General features: G+C 57.7%; 18 protein-coding genes and 1 tRNA gene. 7 read left to right on the top strand and 12 right to left on the bottom strand.

What is annotated here, in order from left to right; genetic code table 11:
- Positions 1 to 21: 21 nt before the first annotated feature.
- Positions 22 to 98, top strand: a tRNA-Met gene (locus PL640_RS17730).
- A 484-nt stretch (positions 99 to 582) separates the two neighbouring features.
- Here the strand turns inward: PL640_RS17730 and ureG are convergent.
- The 4 genes from ureG to PL640_RS17750 form a co-directional block, all read right to left on the bottom strand.
- Positions 583 to 1,194 (bottom strand): urease accessory protein UreG, encoded by a 612-nt coding sequence (ureG, locus tag PL640_RS17735; protein ID WP_269702265.1) that lies wholly within the window; start codon positions 1,192 to 1,194, stop codon positions 583 to 585.
- An 870-nt stretch (positions 1,195 to 2,064) separates the two neighbouring features.
- Positions 2,065 to 3,126, bottom strand: coding sequence for an AI-2E family transporter (locus PL640_RS17740; protein ID WP_405049196.1), 1,062 nt, complete (start codon positions 3,124 to 3,126; stop codon positions 2,065 to 2,067).
- Positions 3,127 to 3,270: 144 nt separating this feature from the next.
- On the bottom strand, positions 3,271 to 5,082 hold the full coding sequence (locus PL640_RS17745) for an SLC13 family permease (protein ID WP_271362855.1): 1,812 nt from the start codon (positions 5,080 to 5,082) through the stop codon (positions 3,271 to 3,273).
- Between the two features lie 216 nt (positions 5,083 to 5,298).
- Positions 5,299 to 6,402 carry an alpha/beta hydrolase gene (locus PL640_RS17750; RefSeq protein WP_271362857.1) on the bottom strand — a complete coding sequence of 368 codons (1,104 nt, stop codon included), beginning with the start codon at positions 6,400 to 6,402 and terminating at the stop codon, positions 5,299 to 5,301.
- A gap of 315 nt (positions 6,403 to 6,717) precedes the next feature.
- Here PL640_RS17750 and PL640_RS17755 point away from each other — a divergent pair, with 315 nt between their 5' ends.
- From PL640_RS17755 to PL640_RS17780, 6 genes are all read left to right on the top strand, one after another.
- On the top strand, positions 6,718 to 8,547 hold the full coding sequence (locus tag PL640_RS17755; protein WP_271362859.1) for an SLC13 family permease: 1,830 nt from the start codon (positions 6,718 to 6,720) through the stop codon (positions 8,545 to 8,547).
- A gap of 145 nt (positions 8,548 to 8,692) precedes the next feature.
- The gene (locus PL640_RS17760; RefSeq protein ID WP_271362860.1) at positions 8,693 to 9,448 is read left to right on the top strand and encodes an alpha/beta fold hydrolase; all 756 of its coding nucleotides are present in this window, start codon (positions 8,693 to 8,695) and stop codon (positions 9,446 to 9,448) included.
- Between the two features lie 241 nt (positions 9,449 to 9,689).
- Positions 9,690 to 10,754 (top strand): helix-turn-helix domain-containing protein, encoded by a 1,065-nt coding sequence (locus PL640_RS17765; protein ID WP_271362862.1) that lies wholly within the window; start codon positions 9,690 to 9,692, stop codon positions 10,752 to 10,754.
- A gap of 315 nt (positions 10,755 to 11,069) precedes the next feature.
- Positions 11,070 to 12,134, top strand: a complete 1,065-nt coding sequence (locus tag PL640_RS17770; protein WP_271362863.1) for a helix-turn-helix domain-containing protein — start codon at positions 11,070 to 11,072, stop codon at positions 12,132 to 12,134.
- Between the two features lie 245 nt (positions 12,135 to 12,379).
- Entirely contained in the window at positions 12,380 to 13,516 is a 1,137-nt protein-coding gene (locus tag PL640_RS17775; protein WP_271362864.1) for an efflux RND transporter periplasmic adaptor subunit, read from the top strand.
- A complete protein-coding gene (locus PL640_RS17780; protein ID WP_271362865.1) occupies positions 13,513 to 16,659 on the top strand; it encodes an efflux RND transporter permease subunit in 3,147 nt (1,048 codons plus the stop codon). Before PL640_RS17775 ends, PL640_RS17780 begins: the two co-directional genes overlap by 4 nt.
- A 189-nt stretch (positions 16,660 to 16,848) precedes the next feature.
- Here PL640_RS17780 and PL640_RS17785 read toward each other — a convergent pair whose 3' ends face one another.
- The 8 genes from PL640_RS17785 to PL640_RS17820 all read right to left on the bottom strand — a co-directional run bounded on the left by PL640_RS17785 (position 16,849) and on the right by PL640_RS17820 (position 23,187).
- The gene (locus PL640_RS17785) at positions 16,849 to 17,880 is read right to left on the bottom strand and encodes an urea transporter (protein ID WP_271362866.1); all 1,032 of its coding nucleotides are present in this window, start codon (positions 17,878 to 17,880) and stop codon (positions 16,849 to 16,851) included.
- Positions 17,881 to 17,966: 86 nt separating this feature from the next.
- Positions 17,967 to 19,670, bottom strand: coding sequence for an urease subunit alpha (gene ureC / locus PL640_RS17790; protein WP_271362867.1), 1,704 nt, complete (start codon positions 19,668 to 19,670; stop codon positions 17,967 to 17,969).
- 9 nt (positions 19,671 to 19,679) lie between these two features.
- Positions 19,680 to 19,985, bottom strand: a complete 306-nt coding sequence (locus PL640_RS17795; RefSeq protein ID WP_142842997.1) for an urease subunit beta — start codon at positions 19,983 to 19,985, stop codon at positions 19,680 to 19,682.
- A 10-nt stretch (positions 19,986 to 19,995) separates the two neighbouring features.
- Positions 19,996 to 20,298, bottom strand: coding sequence for an urease subunit gamma (gene ureA / locus PL640_RS17800; protein ID WP_142842996.1), 303 nt, complete (start codon positions 20,296 to 20,298; stop codon positions 19,996 to 19,998).
- Between the two features lie 25 nt (positions 20,299 to 20,323).
- On the bottom strand, positions 20,324 to 21,082 hold the full coding sequence (locus PL640_RS17805) for an urease accessory protein UreD (protein WP_269702289.1): 759 nt from the start codon (positions 21,080 to 21,082) through the stop codon (positions 20,324 to 20,326).
- Positions 21,083 to 21,217: 135 nt separating this feature from the next.
- Complete coding sequence (locus PL640_RS17810; RefSeq protein ID WP_237681451.1) at positions 21,218 to 21,778, bottom strand: YqhA family protein; 561 nt, start codon at positions 21,776 to 21,778, stop codon at positions 21,218 to 21,220.
- A 66-nt stretch (positions 21,779 to 21,844) separates the two neighbouring features.
- The gene (locus PL640_RS17815; protein WP_271362868.1) at positions 21,845 to 22,525 is read right to left on the bottom strand and encodes an urease accessory protein UreF; all 681 of its coding nucleotides are present in this window, start codon (positions 22,523 to 22,525) and stop codon (positions 21,845 to 21,847) included.
- An 83-nt stretch (positions 22,526 to 22,608) separates the two neighbouring features.
- Entirely contained in the window at positions 22,609 to 23,187 is a 579-nt protein-coding gene (locus PL640_RS17820; protein WP_271362869.1) for a HupE/UreJ family protein, read from the bottom strand.
- Between the last annotated feature and the right edge of the window lie 12 nt (positions 23,188 to 23,199).

Consider the following 23,199-nt stretch of genomic DNA (forward strand, 5'->3'; position numbering starts at 1 on the left):
TCTGCGAACTTGCGCTGGTAACGCGGGGTGGAGCAGCCCGGTAGCTCGTCAGGCTCATAACCTGAAGGCCGCAGGTTCAAATCCTGCCCCCGCAACCAAATCCCCTCAAAGACTATCATACAATAAAATGCCCTCCCGCCGCGGAGGGTTTTTGCGTTCCAAGCACTCAAACCTATGCATCTTCTGGCTCGTAATCTGCCTCTCTTTCTGTGCCGATCCAGCCGTTCGAGATTGCCATAAATCCGGATTTGGCCATGATGCGCAAATCATCCAACGCAGAAGAAAGACGCCGTGACCGCCGAACCTTTGCAGATACTCAAGACCATCTACGGCTATGATACATTCCGTGGACGCCAGGGTGAGCTGGGTTCCGTGCTCGAGCCCGTGTCTTCGAGGATTGCTCTAATTAGACCCAGACCGCGCGCCGGGTCTTATTTGAACATGCGGCATTTCGTAGGCATGGTATCGCCCTGGAAGGGGTGGCCTAAGCGAGGCTATCATTCAGGAAGCTGAGATGCCCGACACGTGGCAGAATGGCTGCCGGAGCATACGTTGATTGTGTGAGAAGTCGCAGCATGCAGTCTAAAGCCCGCCCTGGACCTGCAGGAACTGCAACACCCTGTCGACCCCGTCTCCGCGTTTCATGTCAGAGAAAACGAAGGGCAATGCCGCGCGCATGCGCAGTGCATCCTTATTCATGACATCAAGATCGACGCCGACATGAGGCGCGAGGTCCATCTTGTTGATAACCAGAAGATCGGACCGGGTGATGCCAGGTCCGCCCTTGCGAGGGATTTCTTCACCCTGGCAGACCGAGATAACATAGATCGTCAGGTCTGCGAGATCCGGTGAAAATGTTGCGGCGAGATTGTCTCCGCCAGATTCGATAAACACCACGTCAAGATCCGGAAAGCGGCCATTGAGGTCTGCTATGGCCTGAAGATTGATCGAGGCGTCCTCACGGATTGCCGTATGCGGGCATCCGCCGGTTTCCACGCCGACGATGCGGTCGGATGACAAGGCCTGCATGCGAACCAGTGCCTCGGCGTCTTCCTTCGTGTAGATATCGTTCGTGACGACGGCGACCGAATAATGGTCGCGCATGGCCTTGCATAATTTTTCGGTCAAAGCCGTTTTGCCCGAGCCTACGGGACCACCGATGCCGACACGCAGGGGACCATTCTTCGACGTCATCGCAACCTCCAACGTTAGAGCGCGGGAAAAATCCCATCAACCGGTTAACAGTGTTTTCGCATGGAAAAACCACGCTTATTACGGATTTCGATACTGCAGGCATGAGAGCGGTTAGAGGAACTGCAACGCATATCGGCCCAGAATCTGCCGCAGGGTCTTTCAGACAAGGTACAACCTTTCACGGGAGGACGTGCGACGTCATGACCAGTGCGCAGGTGAGCAGGTCGCTATTCTCATGTCAATCCACACAATTCTGGCTGCCGAGAATTCACGTCGGTCTGCAGAAGCCGAAATGAAATCTGAAATGACCACACCGCGCCTTTCTCGCATGTGATGCGTAAATCGTCCCCGAAATTGGCGCTGCGTCCCTAATATATCCATGATTTACGCCCCGTTGTTGACATCGTCCCGCAGACCCAAACTATTCCCTGAGCGTCTCACTGGTGGAGGAAACAAGATGCGCCCCGCAACATGGTCTGCGTTTGCTCTCGCTGCTTGCCTTATCTTGCCTGTATCGGTACCGGCTCCAGCCTATGCCGTGTCGATCAACATTCATGTCGGTTCCAATCTCAATTTTGGCCGCGCGATAACGTGCAGGCAGGGTCAACAACTCATTCAGAACCGCGGCTTCCGAAATGTCCGCCGCGTCGATTGCAGGGGCCGGACATTCGTTTATCATGCCAGGCGAGGCAGCGGCGATTTCGAAATTTCGCTCAGTTCCCGCACTGGACGCGTGATGGAGATACGACGGCTTCGTCGGTAGTAATCCAAGGCGGTATTCGGGGCTGATGGTCCGTTGGGTTGCTGCGAACGTATCTCCCTGGATACTATTGATGCGTTCGTGCCGATACCGTGAAAGAGACCCGACATTCATGTCTGGCTGCCGCTGTCAGGCACGTCGTCTGTTGTATCTCGCCCGGAAGATGCGCCAAGAACCACTGCTATCCAGCGGGTTCCGGCGAACTGTGCGCAGAACGTGATGATCGCGATCGTGATCGGCACGCCGATGAATGCGCCGAACACACCCCATATTGATGACCAGAAAAACACCGAGAACAACACCAGGAAAGGCGACATCGCCAGCGCATATCCTGCAACACGCGGCTCTATATAGCTTCCGATCGCGAATTGTATCACGTTCAGGCCGGCGAAAATAAAGATCGCTGCTTCCGGCGATCCAAACTGCGCCAGAGCGTAGGCACTTGGCAGAAGCGTCGCAATGAACGGCCCCATGAAGGGAATGTAGTTCAGCGCAAACGCAATGACGCCCCATTCTGTGGCAAAGCGCAATCCGAAGACCGCCGACAACACCCAGACCATAATGCCAGTCGCAAGGCTCATCAGCGTGCGTACAAACATGTAGCGTCGGAGCTTGGCCGCGGTCTGCATAGCACCACCAATGACTGCATCCGCCGTGTCTTTTGCCAATGCCCTTCGGATATTGCGCGCGACGGCGTCGGTATCGAGGAGCCCGAGCAATACATAGACGACGACAACGATCCAGAAGGAAATCGTCGTATTCAGCCGGGCTGTCACGCCCTGCAGCATTCGAAGCAGCCAACCGACGTTAAAATGTTCGGCCCACAGCCCGGCGACAACGATGCCATGTCCTTCCAGCCACGTCACAAGATTGCTGTAAAGCATCTGGAAGCGGGGGGCGTCGCTGACGACGGAGCGACCGATACGGCCGAAACCCCATGCACTGACGGATGCAAGCGCTGTGAAGACACAGATGATTATCCCGACCACAATCGCCAGTGCCAGCAGTCTTGGAAGGCGGTTCTGGAGAGTCTTCTGAACCGGCCAGACAAGGGCAATCACAAGAAGTGCACCGGCGATCGGTGCAAAAACCGCAGCGGCGACCTGCAGCGCAGATATAAACGCGATCGTTGCGATCAGAAAAACAGGGCCGACCAGCGTTGGGTTACTCATAAAGTCGATGTCCCTTCCTGGAGAGGATCGCCAATGGCTGCGACCTGCGGTGCAGGGCAATCAGGCATAGTTGCAAAAATCCGAGTTGGAACAATCGGTTCACTGTCCCAAAACCATGCGTTCCGTCTCAAATCGATCATGCGGCTAGAACGGCCAGATCAGCGGAACCATGAAAACGGCGATCAGGAAGAAAAACACCATGAGCGGCGTCCCAAGCTTCCAGTAATCACCGAACCGGTAGCCGCCTGGTCCCATCACCATCATGTTGGTTGTCGTGGCAATCGGCGTCATGAAGGACGCGGAACCGGCAACACAGAGGCTCATGAGAACCGGCTGCGGATCAATTTGCATGGCAGATGCAGCCGCCATTGCGATTGGAATGACAAGCATGGTTGTAGCCGTATTGCTCATCACCTGCCCAAGAGAGGCCGTGAGCACAAATAAACCGGCAACGAGCGCTGTCGGACCGGCTGAGCCGATTGCCGAGACAAGTTCATCGGCCACGAAAGCTGCCGTACCTGATTGCATCATGGCGGTCGAAATCGGCATCATCGCCCCCACGAGCATTACCGTCGTCCAGTGAACGGCGCGATAGGATTGCTCGGGCGTAATAACGCCCGACGCGACCAGAACACATGCGCACAGAATGCCCGCAACCGCGGGCGGCACGATGTTGGTCGCCAGCATCACGACAAGGCCGATCAGTGCCACCACCGCAACCTTTGCTCCCGGCCCCATTGGAACGGCCTGCCGGCGAACGAGGTCGGGTGAATCGACAACCAGCACATCGGGATCGTTGAGGCGCAGGTCGAGCGCTTCCCAACTGCCTTCGAGAAGAATGGTGTCACCTGCCTCCAGCGTCGGGTTGGCGTAATCGATTTCCTCGCCCCTTCGATGCACCGCCAAAACGATCAGATCACCACTTTCCGTCGCAATGCCTGGAAACATCGGGCGCCCTATGAGGCCGGAGCGTGGCGGAACCATCACCTCTGCCAGGCCGGAGCGCCGGTTGAAGGCCGAATTTCCACCCTCTACAGGCGCGTCCTCGCGAATGGCAAGATGAAGCCGTGCGGCTGCTTCCGCAACAGCCTGTGCGGTGCCTCGAACGAGCAGATAGTCATCCGGTGTGATGCTCCTGCTGCGAGCAGGTAAACCAGAGGCAAGTGCCTGAACGGCCATGACCTGTATCTCGCTTCCACCGCCCAGATCGACGTTGTCCGCCGTTACTCCGACCAAGGGAGAACTGTCGCGGATCCTCAACCGGAAGAGCCCGTCCCGCAGACCGTAGTGTTCGACAAGCGTCTGGGCATGGCGGCTGAAGTCGGCGGGCAGCCGGACATTGCTTTTACGTGGAAGCAGGTATCTTCCGACCAGGAGTACGATCAGGATTGTTCCGGCGAGAAGCGGCACGCCGATATAGGCAAATTCGATGAACCCGAACCCCTCTCGCCCGGAATCTTCCAAAGCCTCGGAGACGAGGAAATTCTTGGGCGAACCAGTCAGAAGGAGATTGGCCCCGGCGTGGGCAGCAAAAGCGAGCGGCATCAGCAATTGCGCAGGCGATTGACCGAGGCGAACAGCCGCCAGCACGGCAACAGGCATCATCGCTGCAACAGCCCCGCTTCCGCTGACGAGCGACGTCAGGCAACCGACGGCGAGCATGAGAATAAGCAGGAGCCTGGTGCGATTGTTTCCGCCAGCCTGAGCGATCAGCCTTTGTCCGCACCATGCGGTCACGCCGGTCCGTTCAAGCGCAGCGCTGATGATGAAGAGACTGGCGATAAACAGAACGGCACGATCCCCGAAACCCGCAAAGGCCTGTTCCAAGGTGACAAGCCCTGCGGCCCAGAGCGAAAGTGTCGCCGCGAAAGCGACAGCAATAACCGGCAGCCTGTTCCATGCGAAAAGAGCGATTGTCGCAAAGATTATCAGACCGGTGCTCTGGATTGGCGACAAACAAAATCTCCCTGCTTGCAGCGCCGGCCTCGTTCACGCCCGCCTTCAGTGCCGAGTTGCGGGACATCACGTGACCGGATCTCTCTGCCGGGCAAGGTCACCTCGCTACGCTAGCAACTGCGGCAACATTAATGATGAGCGACAAATCCCAAAATTGGGCTGATCGTCCCATTTTCAGCGCCGCATCGAGGGCTTCGCAAAGCAGAATTGGAAAATCTAGGGGGTCGTGGCCATGTCGAATATCAGGATCGGAGCGGTCACCGCAAAGGTTGCGACAGCACCAATGGCATCAATTGTCGTTGCCGGACCTGCGACGTCGACATCCGAGATTTTCTGGCCTCGCAGCAGTCGATCGCCGATCAAGCGGACGGCCTCGGGCCGGGTGGCATAGAGCGCGTGGTTGGTACGATCTCCCGAACTCAGCGCGCTGAGATCAAGAACGGTCACGCCGGAAAGATCAGCCAAGGCTCGCTGGTAGTCTTCCTGCGATGGATCGATCCCCCCGAGACGGGCACCACCGCGCGCGATAAACTGCGAAAGCCGAAGAGCCCGATCTGTCTGCGCCGCGAAAATGGTGATCTGCGGACGCGTCGCCCCCATGTCTTCGACCTGTCGCCGGAAGACGCCGACGTCGAGATCCGGAGATGCAAGGATGAGGTTGGAGATTTTACGCGGGACACCGTGTCGTTGAAGAGCAACCTGTCTGACCGCCTCAACCGCAAGCCAGGCACCCATCGAATGGGCCAGCACGACAACTTCATCGATGGATTTACTATCTATGGCGGCTTGCAACAGGTTCGCCAGATCCGATCGGGAATAGGACGCGTTGTCGAAGTCGCGCTTGTAGTCCAGAAACTGCCCGCGAGATGGCCAGGAAAAAAGGATCGGCACGGCGTCTGCATCCGTATCGTGCACTAGTTGTGCGAAGCGGAAAACGGAGCGGTCAAACGTTGTTCTGAAACCATGCACATAGACGAAAGCCTTGCGCCGGTGTGGCCCCCGGAATGCAGCCGCAACATCCTCAGTTTTGATCGAGGTCACCGATGTCGCGACAAAATTGCGATCCGGATTTCCGGGCGGCCGCCGGGGGAGTTCAAGTGTACCGGGTTTTCGATTGCGAGGGACTGAAACGACGATCCTGCTATAGGAAACCGAGGCGCCGCGATCACCGCCGAACAATACGCCGGGATCTTTGACCGGCTCCCGCGTTGTTGCGGCAATAAGAGTAATCTGATCGGCGTTCGCGACAGGCGACGTTACGGTCAGCAATCCCGTTCGTGGTGCACAGGCCACCAGACAGGCAGAAAAAACAGCAACCAAGAATATGCTTCGCCTGCGCATTTTTACCTCAGTGAGCCGAAGCGCTGGTGCATTACCTTCCGGCACACTCAAAGCCACTGAGCGACCGGCGGCATACTAACTCAGCTCAAACCGGTCGTCACATGGGATCAACGGCTTACCACGAAAAATCGCCCTTGTTCCGCCAGTCCGGGACGGGTTGCGTAGATTCGGGACTGTGATCCCATGACTTATCGCGGCCTCCGGCTCATCCTGATCATCGAGGTTCAGGCGTGCTGGCGTCAGGCAGCCGTATTGAAAACCGTATCAAGTCGGGTTTGTCAAAGGGAAGCAGGATTGAGCCCGGTAGCCCTCGTTGCAATCATCATCGTTGCCGCAATAGTTTTGTTCATCTCGAACAGGGTGCCGGCCGTTGTCGTCGCCATGCTGACTTGCCTGTCCCTGTGGGCGACAGGCCTGCTCAGTCTTGACCAGACCCTTGCCGGCTTCGGTGATCCCGCTGTCATTTTTATAGCAACGCTTTTCGTCGTCAGCTCCGCGCTTGAGCTCACCGGCGTCACGGTCTGGATGGGCAAGCGGTTATTGTGGGATGCCGGGAAAAAAAGCCGCAGCCGGTTCTTCCTTATCATGATGAGCCTGGTTGCCATGCTGACGGCACTGACCGGTATCTATGGAGCGGTGGCGGCCTTTTTACCTGTCGTTGTCGTCACTTCGGTTCGGCTTGGACAAAAAACGTCCCAATTCCTTCTCCCGCTCGTCTTCGCCGCCCATGCGGGGTCGATGTTGACGTTGACCGGCACCCCGGTAAACGTTCTTGTCTCCGACGCGAGTATCGACGCCGGCGCTGCAGGTTTCGCATTCTTCGAATTTGCTCTTGTCGGGCTACCCCTTCTCGCTGGCAGCATGCTGATCATCATCCTGTTCGGCGAACGACTGTTACCGCAACGAAACGGTCCTTCGATCCCTTCGGATTTCAGCCGTCATGCACGGACGTTGGTGGAACAATACGGGATTGGAGCAAATCTCCACCGCCTGCGTGTTCGCTCCACCTCGCCCTGCATGGGCAAGGCTGTCTCGACGGTCGACATGGCCCCCTATGTCGGCGCCCGGCTGGTGGCGGTGCATGAGGGTGACACCGCCCAGCCGATAAGACGGGCGCATATCGAGGAAAATGATCATCTCCTTTTGAGCGGAAATCCCGACGTGATCGCCAAACTTGCCGTGGACCTGCATTTGTCGTTGCGGGAACACGAGGAAAACTCGGACGATATCCTTTTCAATCACCAGTCCGGACTGGCGGAAGTTGCTATCCCGCCGCGATCGCAACTGATCGGCCAGACAGTCTTTCCCGGCATGGTCACCGAAAGTGGTGATCTTATCATTCTTGCCGTCCAGAAGGCGGGCAAGTCTGTCGATGGCCTCAGTGCCAACGGCGATGCAGGCGCGACCTCGCTGGAGGCCGGAGACACGATGCTGCTGCAGGGAACATGGAAGGCACTTGATGTGCGCCTGAACGACCCGGACGTGCTCATCGTCAGTTCGCCCGAACTCGTTCGCAGGCAGGCTGTCCCCATGGGGGCCGCTGCCAGGCAAACAGTCGCAATCCTGGCCGCCATGATCGTTCTGCTTGTAACCGGTATCGTTCCTCCAGCCGTCGCCGGTATTCTCGCGGCAGGCGCGATCGTTCTTTCCGGCATCCTGACACCAGAACAATGCTTCAGGGCTATAGGATGGAGCACTGTCATTCTCATAGCAGCAATGAAGCCGCTTGCTGCAGTCATGATTGAGACGGGCGCTGCACCGCTGATCTCGAGGCAACTTGCCAATCTGGTTGGAGACATCAGCCCGACGGGACTTCTGGCCGGCCTGTTCCTGCTGACCGCAATACTTGGACAGTTGATCAGCAACACGGCAACCGCCCTGATCATGGTCCCGATTGGGATCGCAGCAGCGACCGGCATGGGCATCTCACCGCGTCCTGTTCTGATGAGCATCGCAATTGCAACTGCGGCAGCGTTCTTGACGCCGATAGCATCACCCGCCAACGCAATGGTCATGGGGCCTGGCGGTTATCGCTTTCGTGAATACTGGAGGCTTGGTCTGCCGCTGTTCGTCTGGTTCTTCATCGTTTCAGTCTTCGTCGTCCCACTCTTCTGGTCTTTCTAGGATGAGGGACTGGTGGCGTCATTACCTTGCACTGGTCGAAATCCGCGATCGAATTTCGCGCTGCTCATGAAGGATGGTCATATACAAACGTACACTCTGAAAATTTTGGAGTAACGGCATGCTGGCGTCAGGACACACGAAAGCCATGACGTATCTTGTCATGCTGATGTGGCTCGTTCTTCATGGAGAAACGGCAACCGCAAAACCGCTTCGCAATGGTTCGGGGTGCGTCGTCCTCGTGCATGGCCTCGCCCGCGGCGCCGGTTCTTTCTGGCTGATCGATAAGGCGCTGAGCCGGCAGGGCTATCAAGTGGTAAGCGCCGAATATCCCTCAACGACAGCAAAGGTTTCAGAACTGGTGGGCTACATAGGCCTCGCGGTAGAACGCTGCAGCGCACAACCCGTGCATTTCGTCACACACTCGCTCGGCGGCATTCTCATTCGTTACTGGCTGGCACAAAGGCCAGCCCCCGAATCTCTTGGCAGGGTGGTAATGCTTGCCCCGCCCAACCATGGCTCCGAGATCGTCGATGTGTTCGGCGATTTTCCGCCTTTCGACTGGATCAACGGTCCGGCCGGGCAGGAGCTCGGCACCGGAGCGGGTGCAATCTCGCGTATTCTCCCATCACCTGATTATCCGGTCGGGATTATTGCCGGTGACCTTTCCATCAATCCGCTGTTCAACTCGATTTTACCCGGCCCAAACGATGGGAAGGTGACGGTTGAATCCACCCGGCTCAGTGGCGCGGCAGATCATCTCGTCGTGCACGCAACGCACACCTTCATGACCTACAATCCAATCGTCGTCATGGAGACAATCAGTTTCCTGGAAAGAGGATCTTTCCGGCACGGACTGTCATTCATCACCGCGTCGCAGGAACTAGGATCGATCTTTGAATGAAACAGGCGTAGTCGCGCTGCCATATTTGCTGCTTTGCAACACGTTTGCCGCGAAGCAGAAGTTTTTGCATCTTTTCTTTACAGACCTTGAATTGTAATAATAACATTCACTTGCGCTTAACCTTCGGCACACGGTCAACATTGTGCTTCGTTAAAAATCGGCTTCCTATCACGATGCACCAGCGCAGCGTCGATGCTGGTTACTTCATGTTTTTTCACTCTTGGGTTCAAGGAGAGATATCATGAATGCACGGGTAGAATGTGGGCAGATGTCATCCGCCGAATTTGTGGATGATCCGCTGAGAAGCACGGTAGAATGTGACACGGCCGGCGTCAGCGCGCTTGAACGCTTCGAGTTTTTCCGGAACTGGCATTCGGATATCATCGATGTCGGCCTCGCGGAGGGAGAAACCGCCACCTTTGAAGCCAGCGAGAAAATCTGGCAGATCGCCGATATTGCGTTTGCCGTAATCGATACCTCCCCCGGCCATCTGCTCCGCTGGGAGCACAAGAAAAAGCCAGCTGTCGACAATTGGGTCGTGACAGTCAGAAACAGTGAGGCATCCGGCCCGAAGGACGGATCACCACGGCGACGGCTTCGCATGGCCAATCTTGCCGCGCCGGGTGACTTCGAGAGCAAAGGACGGCTGATTGCACTGTTCTTTCCCTACGGCGCGGTTGACGCACCTCTCCACCCGGAGATCGCTGAAAATTCTGTCGAATTTCTTGCCGATTATCTCATCCTGCTCCATCAAAATCTTGTTCACCTCAAACAAAGCAGTGTCTCCAGGGTCGCCGAAGCCACCACCCACATGCTGGCAGCCGTGCTGTTGCCATCGCACGAAAAACTCGTTCAGGCACAGGCACCAATCGACGCCGTGGTTACGACCCGAGCCATTCGCGCGATAGGCGTCCAGATTGCGGATCCGGATCTGAGCCCCGAGCATCTTTGCAAATGCGTTGGCGTCTCTCGTTCACGCCTTTACCGGATTTTTGAGCCGGCTGGAGGAATCTCCAACTACATTCGCCGCAAACGCCTGTTGGAAACATATCGCGCGCTCGCAGATACGACCAACGTGAACTCCATTTCACAAATTGCCGAGAATGTCGGCTTTACGGACCCATCCAGCTATAGCCGTATGTTCAAACGCGAGTTCGGACTTTCACCGAAAGAAGTCAGAGCTCTTGGTTGGCAGGGAATCCGCCATCCACTGGCCTTTAGCTGCAACCACATGGATACCGGCGCCGCCACGTTGAACACCTTGCTCATCAGCAATGCGCTTGGCTTGTCGGACGCCAGCGCGTGAAAAAATCGCAGTTTGCATGCTTCGGGCGCCGCCGAACGAGAAAGGGACATCCTGCACATAATTGGGATTAACTGCATATATTCAAATTCACTAATGTGAATAAAGTCGGCCATAACGTTTGTCCTCGACCATCCAATTTCAGCCCTTAAGCTTTTGCTTGGGTTCAGTTTTTATATAACGGTTGTCCTCAAGAGTTGTGTTCGGCCTTTGTTGCTGGTGAGGTGGCCTTCTGGCAGGCTCGTAAAAAACATGCGGCTTTCTGGATATCTCCCGGTTGCGATCTGCCTTACGCGCTCAAACGGTAGAGTGCCCCTAATGCAGCACCACGCTGATATTGCCGAAGAGAACGATGGCCAGGCCCGCCTGAACAGCATCATTGACATCGATACCCGCGAAGCGCCGCCTGCCGAACAGTTCGATCTCTATCGGTCCTGGAACTCAAATCTGGGTGATGTCACGTTATTACGGGAAAAATTCGAGGCATTTGCGGTGCGCCAGAGGGTATGGCAACTGGGCAACCTCGCGCTGCTGTCACTGGAATATCCCCGCACCGGCTATCGGCGGAGATGGAATAACAAGAAAGTGCCGGTCTTCGACCACTGGGTGTTAAGTATTCCGCTGACCCTGTTGCCGGACGGCCTGCTGAACCACAGTGGGCAATTCCACTGGCATTGCCTTTCTTCGCCATACGAGGCGGAAGGCGAAGATGACGGAACGATTGCTCTCATCCTGCCGCGTGATTTTGCGTTCTCGCAGCCCTATGATCTCGCTATCCGGCCAGAAATGTCCGCGCTGATTATCGACTACATCCAGCTGCTGCATCATTCGCTCCCCGGTCGTGTGGAGCGGGATGCCGAACATATGGCCGTCGCGACAACCTCTTTGCTGTCGGCCTGCATCACGCCGACGCGCGACCGTGTGTTCGAAGCGGATGGACCGATCAACGCCGTGATCATGATGCGCGCAAAAAAACTTATCGCCACACAGCTGGCAATGCGCGACCTTTCTCCCGAAAAATTGTGCCGCGACCTCAATGTCTCACGGTCCAGGCTTTATCGGATATTCGAGACCAGTGGCGGTATTTCCAACTACATCCGCCGCCAGCGTCTTTTACGGACCAGGGACATTCTGACCAATGAAAATGACAGGCGGTCCATCTCCGTAATCGCCGAAGAGTGGGGGTTTACAGACCCGTCGACTTACAGTCGCACGTTTCGACGTGAGTTTGGTGTCACACCCAAGGAGGCACGCGAAGCAGGACGGCTTCGCCCGAAACGGTCGTCGTTTCTGTCCGCAGAACCCTATGTAGAAGAAGGGCCGCCTCTTTACGCTATGTGGGCAAACTGCCGTGTTCCACAATATCAATGGTCGTCGGTGTGAGAGGTTACAGCAAGCAATCGAAGGTCACGGGTCAAACAGTCTTGTGCAGTTTATCCCGGTCTTGTGCACAGTATCCCTATTTAGCTAAATGGCTGCAAAATCCGTACTTTAACAGGAATTTTCGCTTCCCGACCCGCGCTTTACAGAAATATGCTCTGGCTGCCGACCTCGGGGCAGGGCGATGGCAAGCACGCTCGCATTTGCCGCATCTGCCCTGGCCACTAACGCTTTCCGGAGGGTAACGCATGGGAATTACCGACAGGTTTTCTAAAGTTCTCCTCGCCTCCATGATCGCGGCCTCAGTTGGCATGACGGTTCCGGCACGTGCGCAGGACGCGCCCAAAGTCGCAACGATGAAGGTCGCCGTGGATGATGTTTCTCCGGAATACGAGTTTGTGGGACGCATTGAGGCATTGAATGCCGTCGACATCCGCTCGAGGATAGATGGCTTCATTGATGCAAGGTCATTCGAAGAGGGGGCCGAAGTCGAAGAAGGCCAGGAACTTTTCAGAATTGACAGCCGGGCTCTTGAGATCGCGCTTTCCGATGCGCGAGCCAATCTTACCCGCGCAAATGCGACCCTTCTCGATGCCGAACGGCAGCTTGCGCGCAATCAATCCCTGAACCAGAGCATCGCGCGCGCAACCGTGGAACAGAGCGAAACGGCACGTGACACTGCGTCAGCAAGTGCGCAGTCGGCAGAAGCGGCCGTGAAGCAAGCCGAGCTCAATCTCAGCTACAGCCATATTATCTCGCCCCTGAAGGGACGGATTGGAACAGCTGCGTTTTCCGTCGGCAGTTACGTGACGCCGTCATCAGCGGCGCTGGCGCGTGTCGTTCAGCTTGACCCCGTCCGGGTGGTTTTTTCCGTCAGCGATCGTGCATTGCTGGATTTGCGCGAAGCGGCAGGCGGGGCGAGCAAGGATGAACTGGCCCTTCGCTATCATACGCGCCTGAGGCTCTCCAATGGCCAGATCTATCCCCAGACTGTACCGGTCACGTTCCTCGGCAGCGAAGTCGATGAGGGAACAGGGACGCTGCCGATCCGCTCCGTTTTCCCCAACAGCGATTTCCTGCTGATCCCCGGTCAGTTCGTAACGGTGGTCGTCTCGGAAAACACACGGTTGGAGCGCCCGACTGTGCCACTTGGCGCCGTACAGCAGGACCGGGAAGGACGTTACGTCATGCTGGTGACGGCGGATAAAAAGGCCACTCAACGCCGGATCACCGTGTCCGAGCAACGAAACGGAGCCTGGATCGTCGAGAGTGGTCTGGAGGGAGGTGAAGACGTCATCATCGAAGGTCTCCAGAACGTCACTGAAGGGTCCGTTGTCGACATCATCGCAGACAAGACGTCATCTCAGCCAGTGGTGCCAAAATGAACATTTCCGCCCCATTCATTGGCCGCCCACGTTTCGCGATGGTCATCGCAGTCGTGATGCTCATCGCTGGCACCGTAGCGCTTCTTCAGATCCCGGTGGCCCAGTTTCCGCAAATCACACCACCTGAAGTCCAGGTGACCGCCAGCTATCCCGGCGCCAGTGCGACCGTGATGACGGACAGCGTTGGCGCTCCGATCGAAGAGCAGGTCAACGGGGTCGAGGGCATGATGTACATGTCTTCGTCGAGCACCGATAACGGCACCTATTCTCTTACTGTGACCTTCGAGGCCGGCACTGATCCGGCTATTGCCCAGGTCAATGTCCAGAACCGCCTTGCACTGGCAACGCCCCGCCTACCCGCTGCCGTCACACAGGCCGGCGTGACGGTTCGGAGTCGCTCGTCAAGCATGCTGCTCGGTTTGGCGATCTATTCACCGAAGGGAACGCAAAGCGAAGTCTTCATCAGCAACTATGCGACGATAAACATTCGCGATGCCCTTGCCCGGCTCCCCGGGGTCGGCGAAGCGAGTGTCTTCGGCCCGACCTACAGCATGCGTATATGGATGATGCCTGACCGGATGGAGGCACTCGGTATCACCGCTGCGGATCTCACCGCTGCGATCCGAGCGCAGAATGCCCAGGCATCTGCTGGCCAGATCGGCTCGCCACCGGCAATGTCCGGACAGCAGCTGCAGCTTACCGTCATGGCGCGGGGACGCCTCGCCAACGAGGCGGAATTCGGCGATATCATCGTTCGCAGCAACCGTGATGGCGGTGTTGTCAGGCTCCGAGACGTCGCGCGCGTGGAACTTGGCGCCCAGTCATATGATACGGCCTCGACCCTCAATGGTCATCCAAGCGCGACCGTCGTCGTCTATCAGTCATCGGATGCCAATGCACTTGCGGTATCGAATGCAGTGCTCGGCGAACTCGAGAGGCTATCCACACAGTTCCCCGATGACGTTGCCTATACGATGGTATTCGACACGACGTCTTTCGTGCGGGAAACCATCCGCGAAATCTTCGTAACGCTCGCGATTACCTTCGTCCTCGTGGTAGCCGTCGTGTTCGCCTTCCTCCAGGATTGGCGTGCAACGCTGATCCCGACGCTGACGATCCCGGTTTCGCTGATCGGCGGGTTCGCCGTCCTCTACGTTCTTGGTTACTCTGCCAACACGATCACGCTTTTCGCAGTCATTCTGGCAATCAGTCTCGTCGTGGACGACGCCATCATCGTCGTTGAAAACGTCCAGCGACTTATGACCGAACGGGCGATAGACATTCGTGCGGCAACGCTTGCGACCATGGAGCAGGTCACTGGTCCGATCGTTGCGACCACGCTCGTTCTCGCTGCGCTCTTCGTTCCGGTTGCATTTCTGGCGGGGATCACGGGGGAACTCTACCGCCAGTTCGCCGTGACGATCCTCGTGACGGTCCTTTTTTCAACAATCAATGCGCTGACATTGAGCCCGGCTCTTTGCGTGCTCATTCTCAGGCCTGGCCGGGAACACAAGACCGGACTGTTCGGCAAGTTGAACAATGGCCTGGACTCCTCGCGTCGGTTTTATCTGAAAATGTTTTCGCTGTTCGCGCGACGTTTTGTGCTCGCAGGCGTGCTGTTTGCCGCAGTCCTGGTCGGCATTTTTGGTTTCTACCGCATGCTTCCGACCGGTTTTGTTCCTGCCGAGGACCAGGGATATTTGTTCATGAACGTGCAGCTTCCCAATGCTGCATCCCTCGAGCGCACCCAGCAGACAATCACGCAGGTAAGTGCGCTGCTGCAGCAAACGCCGGGGATCGCCAACACGATCGGTATTGCCGGTGTCAGCATGGTCGGTGGTGGCGGTTCAAACAGCGGAATGATCATTTCCGCACTGAAGCCATGGAGTGAACGTGGATCCGACCAGAGCGCATTTGCGTTGATCAACCGGCTCCGCCCACAGCTCGCGGCCATTTCCACGGCTTCAATCGTGCCCTTCAATCCCCCGGCAATTCCCGGTCTCGGCACGACAGGCGGCTTTGACTTCCGCCTGCAGGCCCAGGCTGGCCAGAGCCAGCAGGAACTGGCCGAGGTCATGCGAAATCTCATTATGCAGGCGAACCGGACACCGGGACTTGCCGGCGTTTTCAGTACCTTCTCCGCTGAGGTGCCGCAGCTTTATCTCGATATCGACCGGAAGCGGGCCGAGCTCTATGGTGTTTCGCCCGCTGCGATTTTCGCGACGTTGCAGGCTCATCTGGGGTCAACATATGTTGACGATTTCAACATTTTCTCGCGTGTGTATCAGGTCCGGCTGCAGGACGAGGCAGCCTATCGCCAACGTATCGATGACATCCAGCGTCTGAGGGTTCGCAGTCAGTCGGGGGAACTTGTTCCGCTCCAGAGCATGCTTTCCATCTCTACGGTCTACGGGCCGAGCTCGGTCAATCGTTATAATCTGTTCTCATCAGCCTCGATCAACGGCCAGGCTGCCGCCGGCACCAGCACCGGGCAAGCCCTGACGATCATGGGTGGACTGGCAAACGAGGCACTGCCTGCCGGTTTCGGGTTCGAGTGGACGGGTCTGGCGCTTCAGGAGCAGCAATCGGGGAACGAGACGGTCATTATCCTCATCATGGGCATCGTCTTCACCTATCTTTTCCTCGTCGCGCAATATGAAAGCTGGAGTGTCCCGGTTGCCGTGATGTTGTCAGTTGCGGTCGCAGTGGTCGGCGCTCTCGGCGCCCTCGTCGTTGGTGGCATCGATCTCAACATCTACGCCCAGATCGGCCTGCTGCTGCTGATCGGGCTTGCGGCAAAAAATGCGATCCTGATCGTGGAATTCGCCAAGGAACGCCGTGAAGAGGGTATGAGCATTTTCGAGGCGGCGTCCGAGGGCACATCCCAGCGCTTCAGACCCGTCCTGATGACGGCACTCGCCTCCATTCTTGGCGTTGTTCCACTGGTCATCGCAACCGGTGCTGGTGCGGGCAGTCGACAGGCAATCGGCTCCACGGTGCTCGGCGGCCTGCTGCTGGGTACCGTGCTCGGGCTTGTCGTCATTCCCGTACTTTACCTGGTTGTCCAGACCGGTCGGGAAAGGCTGAAGGAACGGCTCTTCGGGGTCAAACCGGATCCTGTTACCGAGGTAGCCGGCGAATAGCCGGGAGGTTCCGAGGCTTCAGCCAGACAACAACGGCGCCCTGTGGCGCCGTTTTGTGTCTTGTCCGAGGAGCATGATGGTCGGTGGAAAGCACTGCGGCACAAATCCTGTTCTTCGGCAGGTCGCCGAAAAATCAGAACAGCCACGGCGACAAAAACGACAGGCATCCTGTGGACGTCGTTTTGAAGATCAACCCTGGTGCCTGAGATAGCGCGCGCGATTATCTTCCGGTGTGGTGGATTCGGCGGGTGGGACTGGCACGAGTGCCTTGAATGCACCCTGACCCAGCAGCATAAGCCAGGTTACGAGAACAAAGGTTGACGTCAGGACCGGCATGCCGATCGGCGTCAGGAAGATGGCAACCGAGGCCCAGAGCCAGCTTGCTATGACAGCGCCAAAAATGGCGTAGAGGAGGCTGCGCCAGGTGAACACCAGAAAAACACCGCCGAGCGCCATGGCAGTCAGGGCCGAGTTGTAGCCAAAAAGGCCGTCACGTACCGCCCCTTCCGGTCCTCCATACAGGGCAGCCACCAGCGTGCCGACAATCGCTCCAAGCAAGCCCATCGCGGCGCAAATGCGGGAGTTCAGGCCAATGGCAATCAGGATGAGATATCCGGAAATCCAGTTGTCCTGGAAAAAGATCTGACCGATCGACGTGCCGATCCCTTCGTACCAGGTTGAAAGGACATAAGGCACCGTGTCGGAAAACTGCTCGGGCGAGATGGGTTTGGCCATGGGGCCGGCATCGATGGCATCGAATTTCAGAACAGCGAAGAGAAAGAGCCATCCGACAAGGACGAACGGCATCGTCAGCGGCGCCACCTTGTGAGGCGCCAGCAATGCACCAATGCTGGCAAGCGCCATTGTGGTGAAGGCGGCAGCACAGATGATGTAGACAACCATCGCGATGGACGGGATGGAGCCGGCCCGAAAATCCTCGCTGGTGAAGGCAACGAGCGCCAGGCCGACCAGTGCGCCATTGAACCCGTAAAGGCCGTCACGCAGCATTCCTCTGTCAGCCCTCAGGATCACCGCCGTCAACGTGCTCGAGATGACCCCGAGAATGCAGATGACGGCGTAGATCCATGAATTCCAGACAAGTGCGGCCAGGATGACGAGGCCTGACAGCGGGTTGTTCTGAAAGACGACCTGCCCGATGCCCCGCAGCGACCAGTCCACGAAAGAAAACAGGGGGTGATCCGGAAAATGGTTCAGCTTCATGAATACGTGCTCCTGTCGCGCAGGCTGGAGGCTTCTGCCCTGTTGTTGGAAATACCGGGCGCATAAACACCCGGTATTCCCGCTTTCTAGAAGAGGAAATACCGCTGCGACATCGGCAGCACGTCGGCCGGTTCGCATGTGATCAGCTCTCCGTCGACGCGCACCTTGTAGTTTTGCGGATCGACCTCGAGCTTTGGTGTGCGGCTGTTGTGGATCATGTCCTTCTTGCGCACCGTCCTGGTACCGCTGACAGCGATGAGCTGCTTGTTCAGTTTCAGTTTCTCACCGATGCCGTCATCAAGCGCCGCCTGCGAGACGAATGTGACGCCTGTCGAACCGAGGGCGCGGCCGAGCACGCCGTACATCGGGCGGTAATGCACTGGCTGCGGTGTGGAAATCGACGCATTCGGGTCACCCATCGGGGCCATGGCGATCATTCCACCGATCATCACCAGCTGTGGCTTGATGCCGAAAAATGCCGGTTTCCAGAGAACGAGGTCTGCTCGTTTTCCCACCTGAACGGACCCGATCTCATGAGCAAAGCCGTGCGTCAGAGCCGGATTGATCGTATATTTGGCGATATAGCGCTTGACGCGAAAGTTGTCGTTCCGCTCGCTGTCTTCCGCCAGTGGGCCACGCTGGACCTTCATCTTGTGCGCGGTCTGCCAGCAACGAAGCGTTGTCTCGCCGATGCGGCCCATCGCCTGCGAATCCGAAGACATCATCGAAAAGACGCCAAGGTCGTGGAGAATGTCTTCCGCCGCAATTGTCTCGCGCCGGATACGCGACTCGGCAAAGGCAACATCTTCCGGGATCTGCGGGCTGAGGTGGTGGCAGACCATCAGCATATCGAGATGTTCGTCGATGGTGTTGATCGTAAATGGCCTGGTAGGGTTTGTAGACGACGGAAGGACGTTTTCTTCACCGGCTGCGGTAATGATGTCAGGCGCATGCCCGCCGCCAGCGCCTTCGGTGTGGAAACTGTGGATGGTACGTCCCTTCATCGCCGCCAGGGTATCCCGAACGAAGCCGCTCTCGTTGAGCGTGTCACTGTGGAGCGCGACCTGAATGTCCATCTCGTCGGCAACCGTCAGGCAATTGTCGATGGCAGCCGGTGTCGTTCCCCAGTCTTCATGCAGCTTGAGACCGACAACGCCGGCGCGAATCTGCTCCCGCAGCGGATCGGGTTTGCTTATGTTGCCCTTTCCAAGCAGGCCGACATTGATGGGCAGCGCTTCCGCTGCCTCAAGCATCCGGTGAATTGCCCAGGGGCCGGCGGTAACAGTTGTCGCGAGCGTACCGACCGTCGGTCCCGCACCTCCGCCAACAAGCGTCGTCGTGCCGCTCGCGAGCGCCTCTTCGGCCTGTTGTGGTGCGATGAAGTGGATATGGGTGTCGACGCCGCCTGCGGTGAGGATGCGCCCTTCGCCGGCGATGACGTCGGTGGCGCCACCGACAATAATCGATATTCCCGGCTGGATATCGGGGTTGCCTGATTTGCCGATGCCGGAAATTCGGCCATTCTTGATGCCGACATCCGCTTTGATGATGCCCCAGTGATCAATGATGATGACATTGGTGATGACGACATCGGCCACCTCGGCCGCCGGCCGCTGGCTCTGACCCATGCCGTCGCGGATCACCTTGCCTCCACCAAACGTCACCTCCTCGCCGTATATGGTGTGATCTTCCTCGATCTCGATGACGAGTTCCGTGTCCGCCAGCCGAAGCCTGTCGCCCTTGGTCGGACCGTAGAGATCGGCGTAGTTCTGCCGTGTGATCGTTACCATCCTTGCCTCCTAGAGCTTGCCCATAACCTTGGCGTTGAAACCGTAAACCTCTCTTCCACCATCGAGCGCCACGAGCTCGACCGTGCGCTCCTGCCCCGGCTCGAAGCGGACTGCCGTTCCGGCAGGAATATTGAGCCGGAAGCCACGGCTGGCCTCCCGGTCGAACAGCAGCGCTTCATTCGTTTCATAGAAGTGATAGTGGGACCCCACCTGGATCGGTCTGTCGCCGGAGTTGGCAACGTCGATCTTGCGCGTCTGCCGATCCTTGTTGAGCTCGATGGAGCCATCCTCGATAAAATATTCGCCGGGAATCATGATAGCCTCCTCAGGGAATGGGGTTGTGGACGGTGACGAGTTTCGTACCGTCGGGAAAAGTCGCTTCGACCTGTATGTCGTGGATCATCTCCGGCACGCCCTCCATGACCTCTTCACGGGTCAACAATGTCGCGCCATATGACATGAGATCGGCGACGGTTCGCCCTTCGCGGGCGCCCTCCAGCAGTGCCCCTGAGATAAAGGCTACCACCTCTGGGTAGTTGAGTTTCAGGCCCTTTGCCCTGCGCCGTTCTGCGAGCAGTGCAGCGGTAAAGATCAGGAGTTTGTCCTTTTCACGCGGTAGCAGTTCCATGGGTAGCCCTCATCGTTTTGCTGGTTCACGTTGCCCAGATGCGTGGAGCGACGGCCTTTTTCATGAGGCCCCGTTCGCGAAGAATGCTCCACGCCTGGAGAAAAAGCGCCTTGCCTTCGGACATGCGCTGGCCGAGGTAACGGCAGACGATCACATGCTCGAGCTGGCTGACCGAAAAAACACCTGTCGCCTGTGTGCCAAGCGTCTCGCGAATACATTCAACGGTGTTTTCGAGCGCGGGTCCCGCATAGACCATTGTTCCGACGATCGGGCGCCCGGCAAAAAAGACCGGGGCGTCCAGAATCTCCGGTGAGCGCGAAAACGCCATTCGCTCGAACCAGATAAGCTCGCCATCGCGAAATATCTCGACACGTTGCTGAAGCCCACCGGTCACGAAACGTTCCCCCGCCGCTGGGCGGCCGAGGCTGATAAAGTCCCAGCCGGCATAAACGGCATTGCCCGCAAGCGTGACGCGGGTGTTGATGGAAGCATCCGCACCCTCAAAAAGAATGGTTTCCTGTGGGAGATTTTCGCAGATACCGTTTTCGCCAACGTCGATCTGCGTGCGTTGCACGCTCGCGCCGCCATCGGTTCGGTAGAATTTCGTCGCACCGGGGGTGGTGAGGACGCAGCGCGCCTGCGGGGCAAGGCGACAATTGATGTCGAGGACATCGCCACCTGCAACACCGCCTGGCGGATGCAGAATGTAGACATGCGCGGAGCCATCGCTTTCGGGATGAAAGGCACGTTGAACCGCAAGCGGCCCGCTATGGCGTCTGTGCATGAGGCGGGTCTTCCCGTGGGATTGCGCAAACCACAATTCGAGCTGCGCATTCCATCCGTTGACCATGGGCGAAAATCCCTCTCGTGATCGCTCCTGGCGGCCTGCGCTACGATTCAAGTCCACCGGCACCTCCAGCTATTCGGAAGGTGGTTGCTCAGCCGGCTTTGCGCCGGCTTGTCGCACCACGTCCTTCGTGTGATCGCTGCGTTTTTCGCTCCGTGTCCCTTCTGCCAGATGGTGCGAACTCGCGGTCAGCTTCATTGCTCCTGCCAAAAGGAGCGCGGATATCGGAAGCACCAGCGCTTCCCATTGCAAAGGCATCTGCATTTCACCGACTTGGGCGGCAAAATGGACAACGAGATAGAGGATGATCATCTGGAAGAAGAGGTTCTTCAGCTCCGCTACGGTATCGATGATCATCCATTGCGGCAGCTTCGATCGTTGCTCGGGCGGGATGTCGAGCGCAAAGCCAAGTGCAATACCGCAGCCCACCACCATCAACACGATGCCCAGGAGAATTTTGTCCGTTGCGCGCAGCACCGCGACGATGACGGACATATCGGGGTTCAGCCGGGCCATCCGGAAACTGTCCACAAGCATCAGTATGGCTTCCCAGAACATCAGGAAGGCGCCGAAAAGCACACCCGCGGCGGCAAGGATGAGAACGGACCGGAGGCCACGAAACAATGAAATCAATGCATAGCCCTCCTTGGACTATCGTGTGATACCGGCAAGATGCGTTCCTGCGGACTCCATTGGCACCTAGGAACGAAAGAGCCGGCTGTATTGCGTTTCATGCCAGGCACTCGCCATGGCCATGACGGGCGCGGCATTGCCTATTTCATCGTCGGTGACCGTCTCGGCCTTTCTCGCCGCCCGCTCGATGACGTCATCTGCAGCAATAAGGAGGCGCTGGCCGGCCGTGTGCCCCAGCGGGACCAGCCGAATGGCCGCAGACACCTGGCCTTCGACCGTACTCCATAGAAGCCCCCGCAGCGCATCGGTCTCCGAGATGTTCCAGTGCGTCGCCGCCAGCGTGAAGGCTGCCGGATATGTCAGCTTCGACCCCTTGAAGGATTTGGCGGACGACACGCCGAGATCCTGCAGAACCTTCAACATCGATGCGCCCATCTGCTTGTCTTCCAGTTCGATCTCCCGGCTTTCCCGCGCCGCCGACAGCCAAGCATCAGCCTTCAGGAACGCGTCACGATCCCCGACCTTCATCGCCCGCATCATGTGCAGGAACAAAGCCGCATCGCAGACAGAGTAGCTGTGCTCGACAAGACCGAATATCCAGGCTGCAGCACTTGCCTCATCGTAAACAATCCTGTCGTGGACTGCCCATTCCAGACCCCGGGAGTAGGAAAACGAGCCGACGGGCTGGCTTGGGCTCACCAGGCGCAGTAGCTGGATGGGCAGGCCACCGGATGTCTGTTGCGTCACATGGTTCTCCCGGAGCTATCGCTAAAGCCGGCCCTATGCCGACCCCTTTGGCTTCACATGTTTCATCACGTGCATTCGGCCAGTCAGCTTGCGAGTAAAAGGACGCCGCCAAGTGCGGTCGCGCCACCGGCCAGGCGCAGAGCAGTTGTCCCGCGCGTCAGCCGCTCGGCGACGATGCCCGTTCCCATGCCGATCATGTGCAGCAATGCCGTCGCGATACCAAAACCTGCTCCGAAGACCAGGGCGCTCTGGTTGGCCAGTTCGGTGCCATGGGCGTGTCCGTGGAAAAAAGCGAACCCGCCGACAATCACGGCGACGAGCACCGGCGAGACCGGACGCGCAACCGCGACCGAAAGACCGATGATGATTGTCGAAGCGAGAATGACCGGCTCGACCAGGGGGATGTGCACACCCGCAAGCGCCACGATAAAGCCCACCAGCATCAAAGCGACAAAAGTTGCAGGAATGGCGATCAGGGAACGTCCCCCGAGCATGGCAGCTGAAAGGCCGACCGCGACCATGGCAAGGATGTGATCCCAGCCGGAAAGCGGGTGCATGAACCCGGACATGAATGAGCCATGGTCGCCATGGCCGACATGTGCGAGTGCCGGGGTGCTTGCCATCAGTAACGGTATCAGGATCAGAACGGACATTTTCTTCATGGCACGGTCTCC

This window comes from Agrobacterium sp. ST15.16.024 (genome assembly GCF_027956545.1).
Taxonomy (GTDB): domain Bacteria; phylum Pseudomonadota; class Alphaproteobacteria; order Rhizobiales; family Rhizobiaceae; genus Agrobacterium; species Agrobacterium cucumeris.

Coding starts and splice junctions, on each gene's coding strand:
- ureG (WP_269702265.1), bottom strand. CDS start 1,194: ATGACGTCGAAGAATGGTCCCCTGCGTGTCGGCATCGGTGGTCCCGTA.
- PL640_RS17740 (WP_405049196.1), bottom strand. CDS start 3,126: ATGAGTAACCCAACGCTGGTCGGCCCTGTTTTTCTGATCGCAACGATC.
- PL640_RS17760 (WP_271362860.1), top strand. CDS start 8,693: ATGACGTATCTTGTCATGCTGATGTGGCTCGTTCTTCATGGAGAAACG.
- PL640_RS17765 (WP_271362862.1), top strand. CDS start 9,690: ATGAATGCACGGGTAGAATGTGGGCAGATGTCATCCGCCGAATTTGTG.
- PL640_RS17770 (WP_271362863.1), top strand. CDS start 11,070: ATGCAGCACCACGCTGATATTGCCGAAGAGAACGATGGCCAGGCCCGC.
- PL640_RS17775 (WP_271362864.1), top strand. CDS start 12,380: ATGGGAATTACCGACAGGTTTTCTAAAGTTCTCCTCGCCTCCATGATC.
- PL640_RS17780 (WP_271362865.1), top strand. CDS start 13,513: ATGAACATTTCCGCCCCATTCATTGGCCGCCCACGTTTCGCGATGGTC.
- PL640_RS17785 (WP_271362866.1), bottom strand. CDS start 17,880: ATGAAGCTGAACCATTTTCCGGATCACCCCCTGTTTTCTTTCGTGGAC.
- ureC (WP_271362867.1), bottom strand. CDS start 19,670: ATGGTAACGATCACACGGCAGAACTACGCCGATCTCTACGGTCCGACC.
- PL640_RS17795 (WP_142842997.1), bottom strand. CDS start 19,985: ATGATTCCCGGCGAATATTTTATCGAGGATGGCTCCATCGAGCTCAAC.
- ureA (WP_142842996.1), bottom strand. CDS start 20,298: ATGGAACTGCTACCGCGTGAAAAGGACAAACTCCTGATCTTTACCGCT.
- PL640_RS17805 (WP_269702289.1), bottom strand. CDS start 21,082: ATGCACAGACGCCATAGCGGGCCGCTTGCGGTTCAACGTGCCTTTCAT.
- PL640_RS17820 (WP_271362869.1), bottom strand. CDS start 23,187: ATGAAGAAAATGTCCGTTCTGATCCTGATACCGTTACTGATGGCAAGC.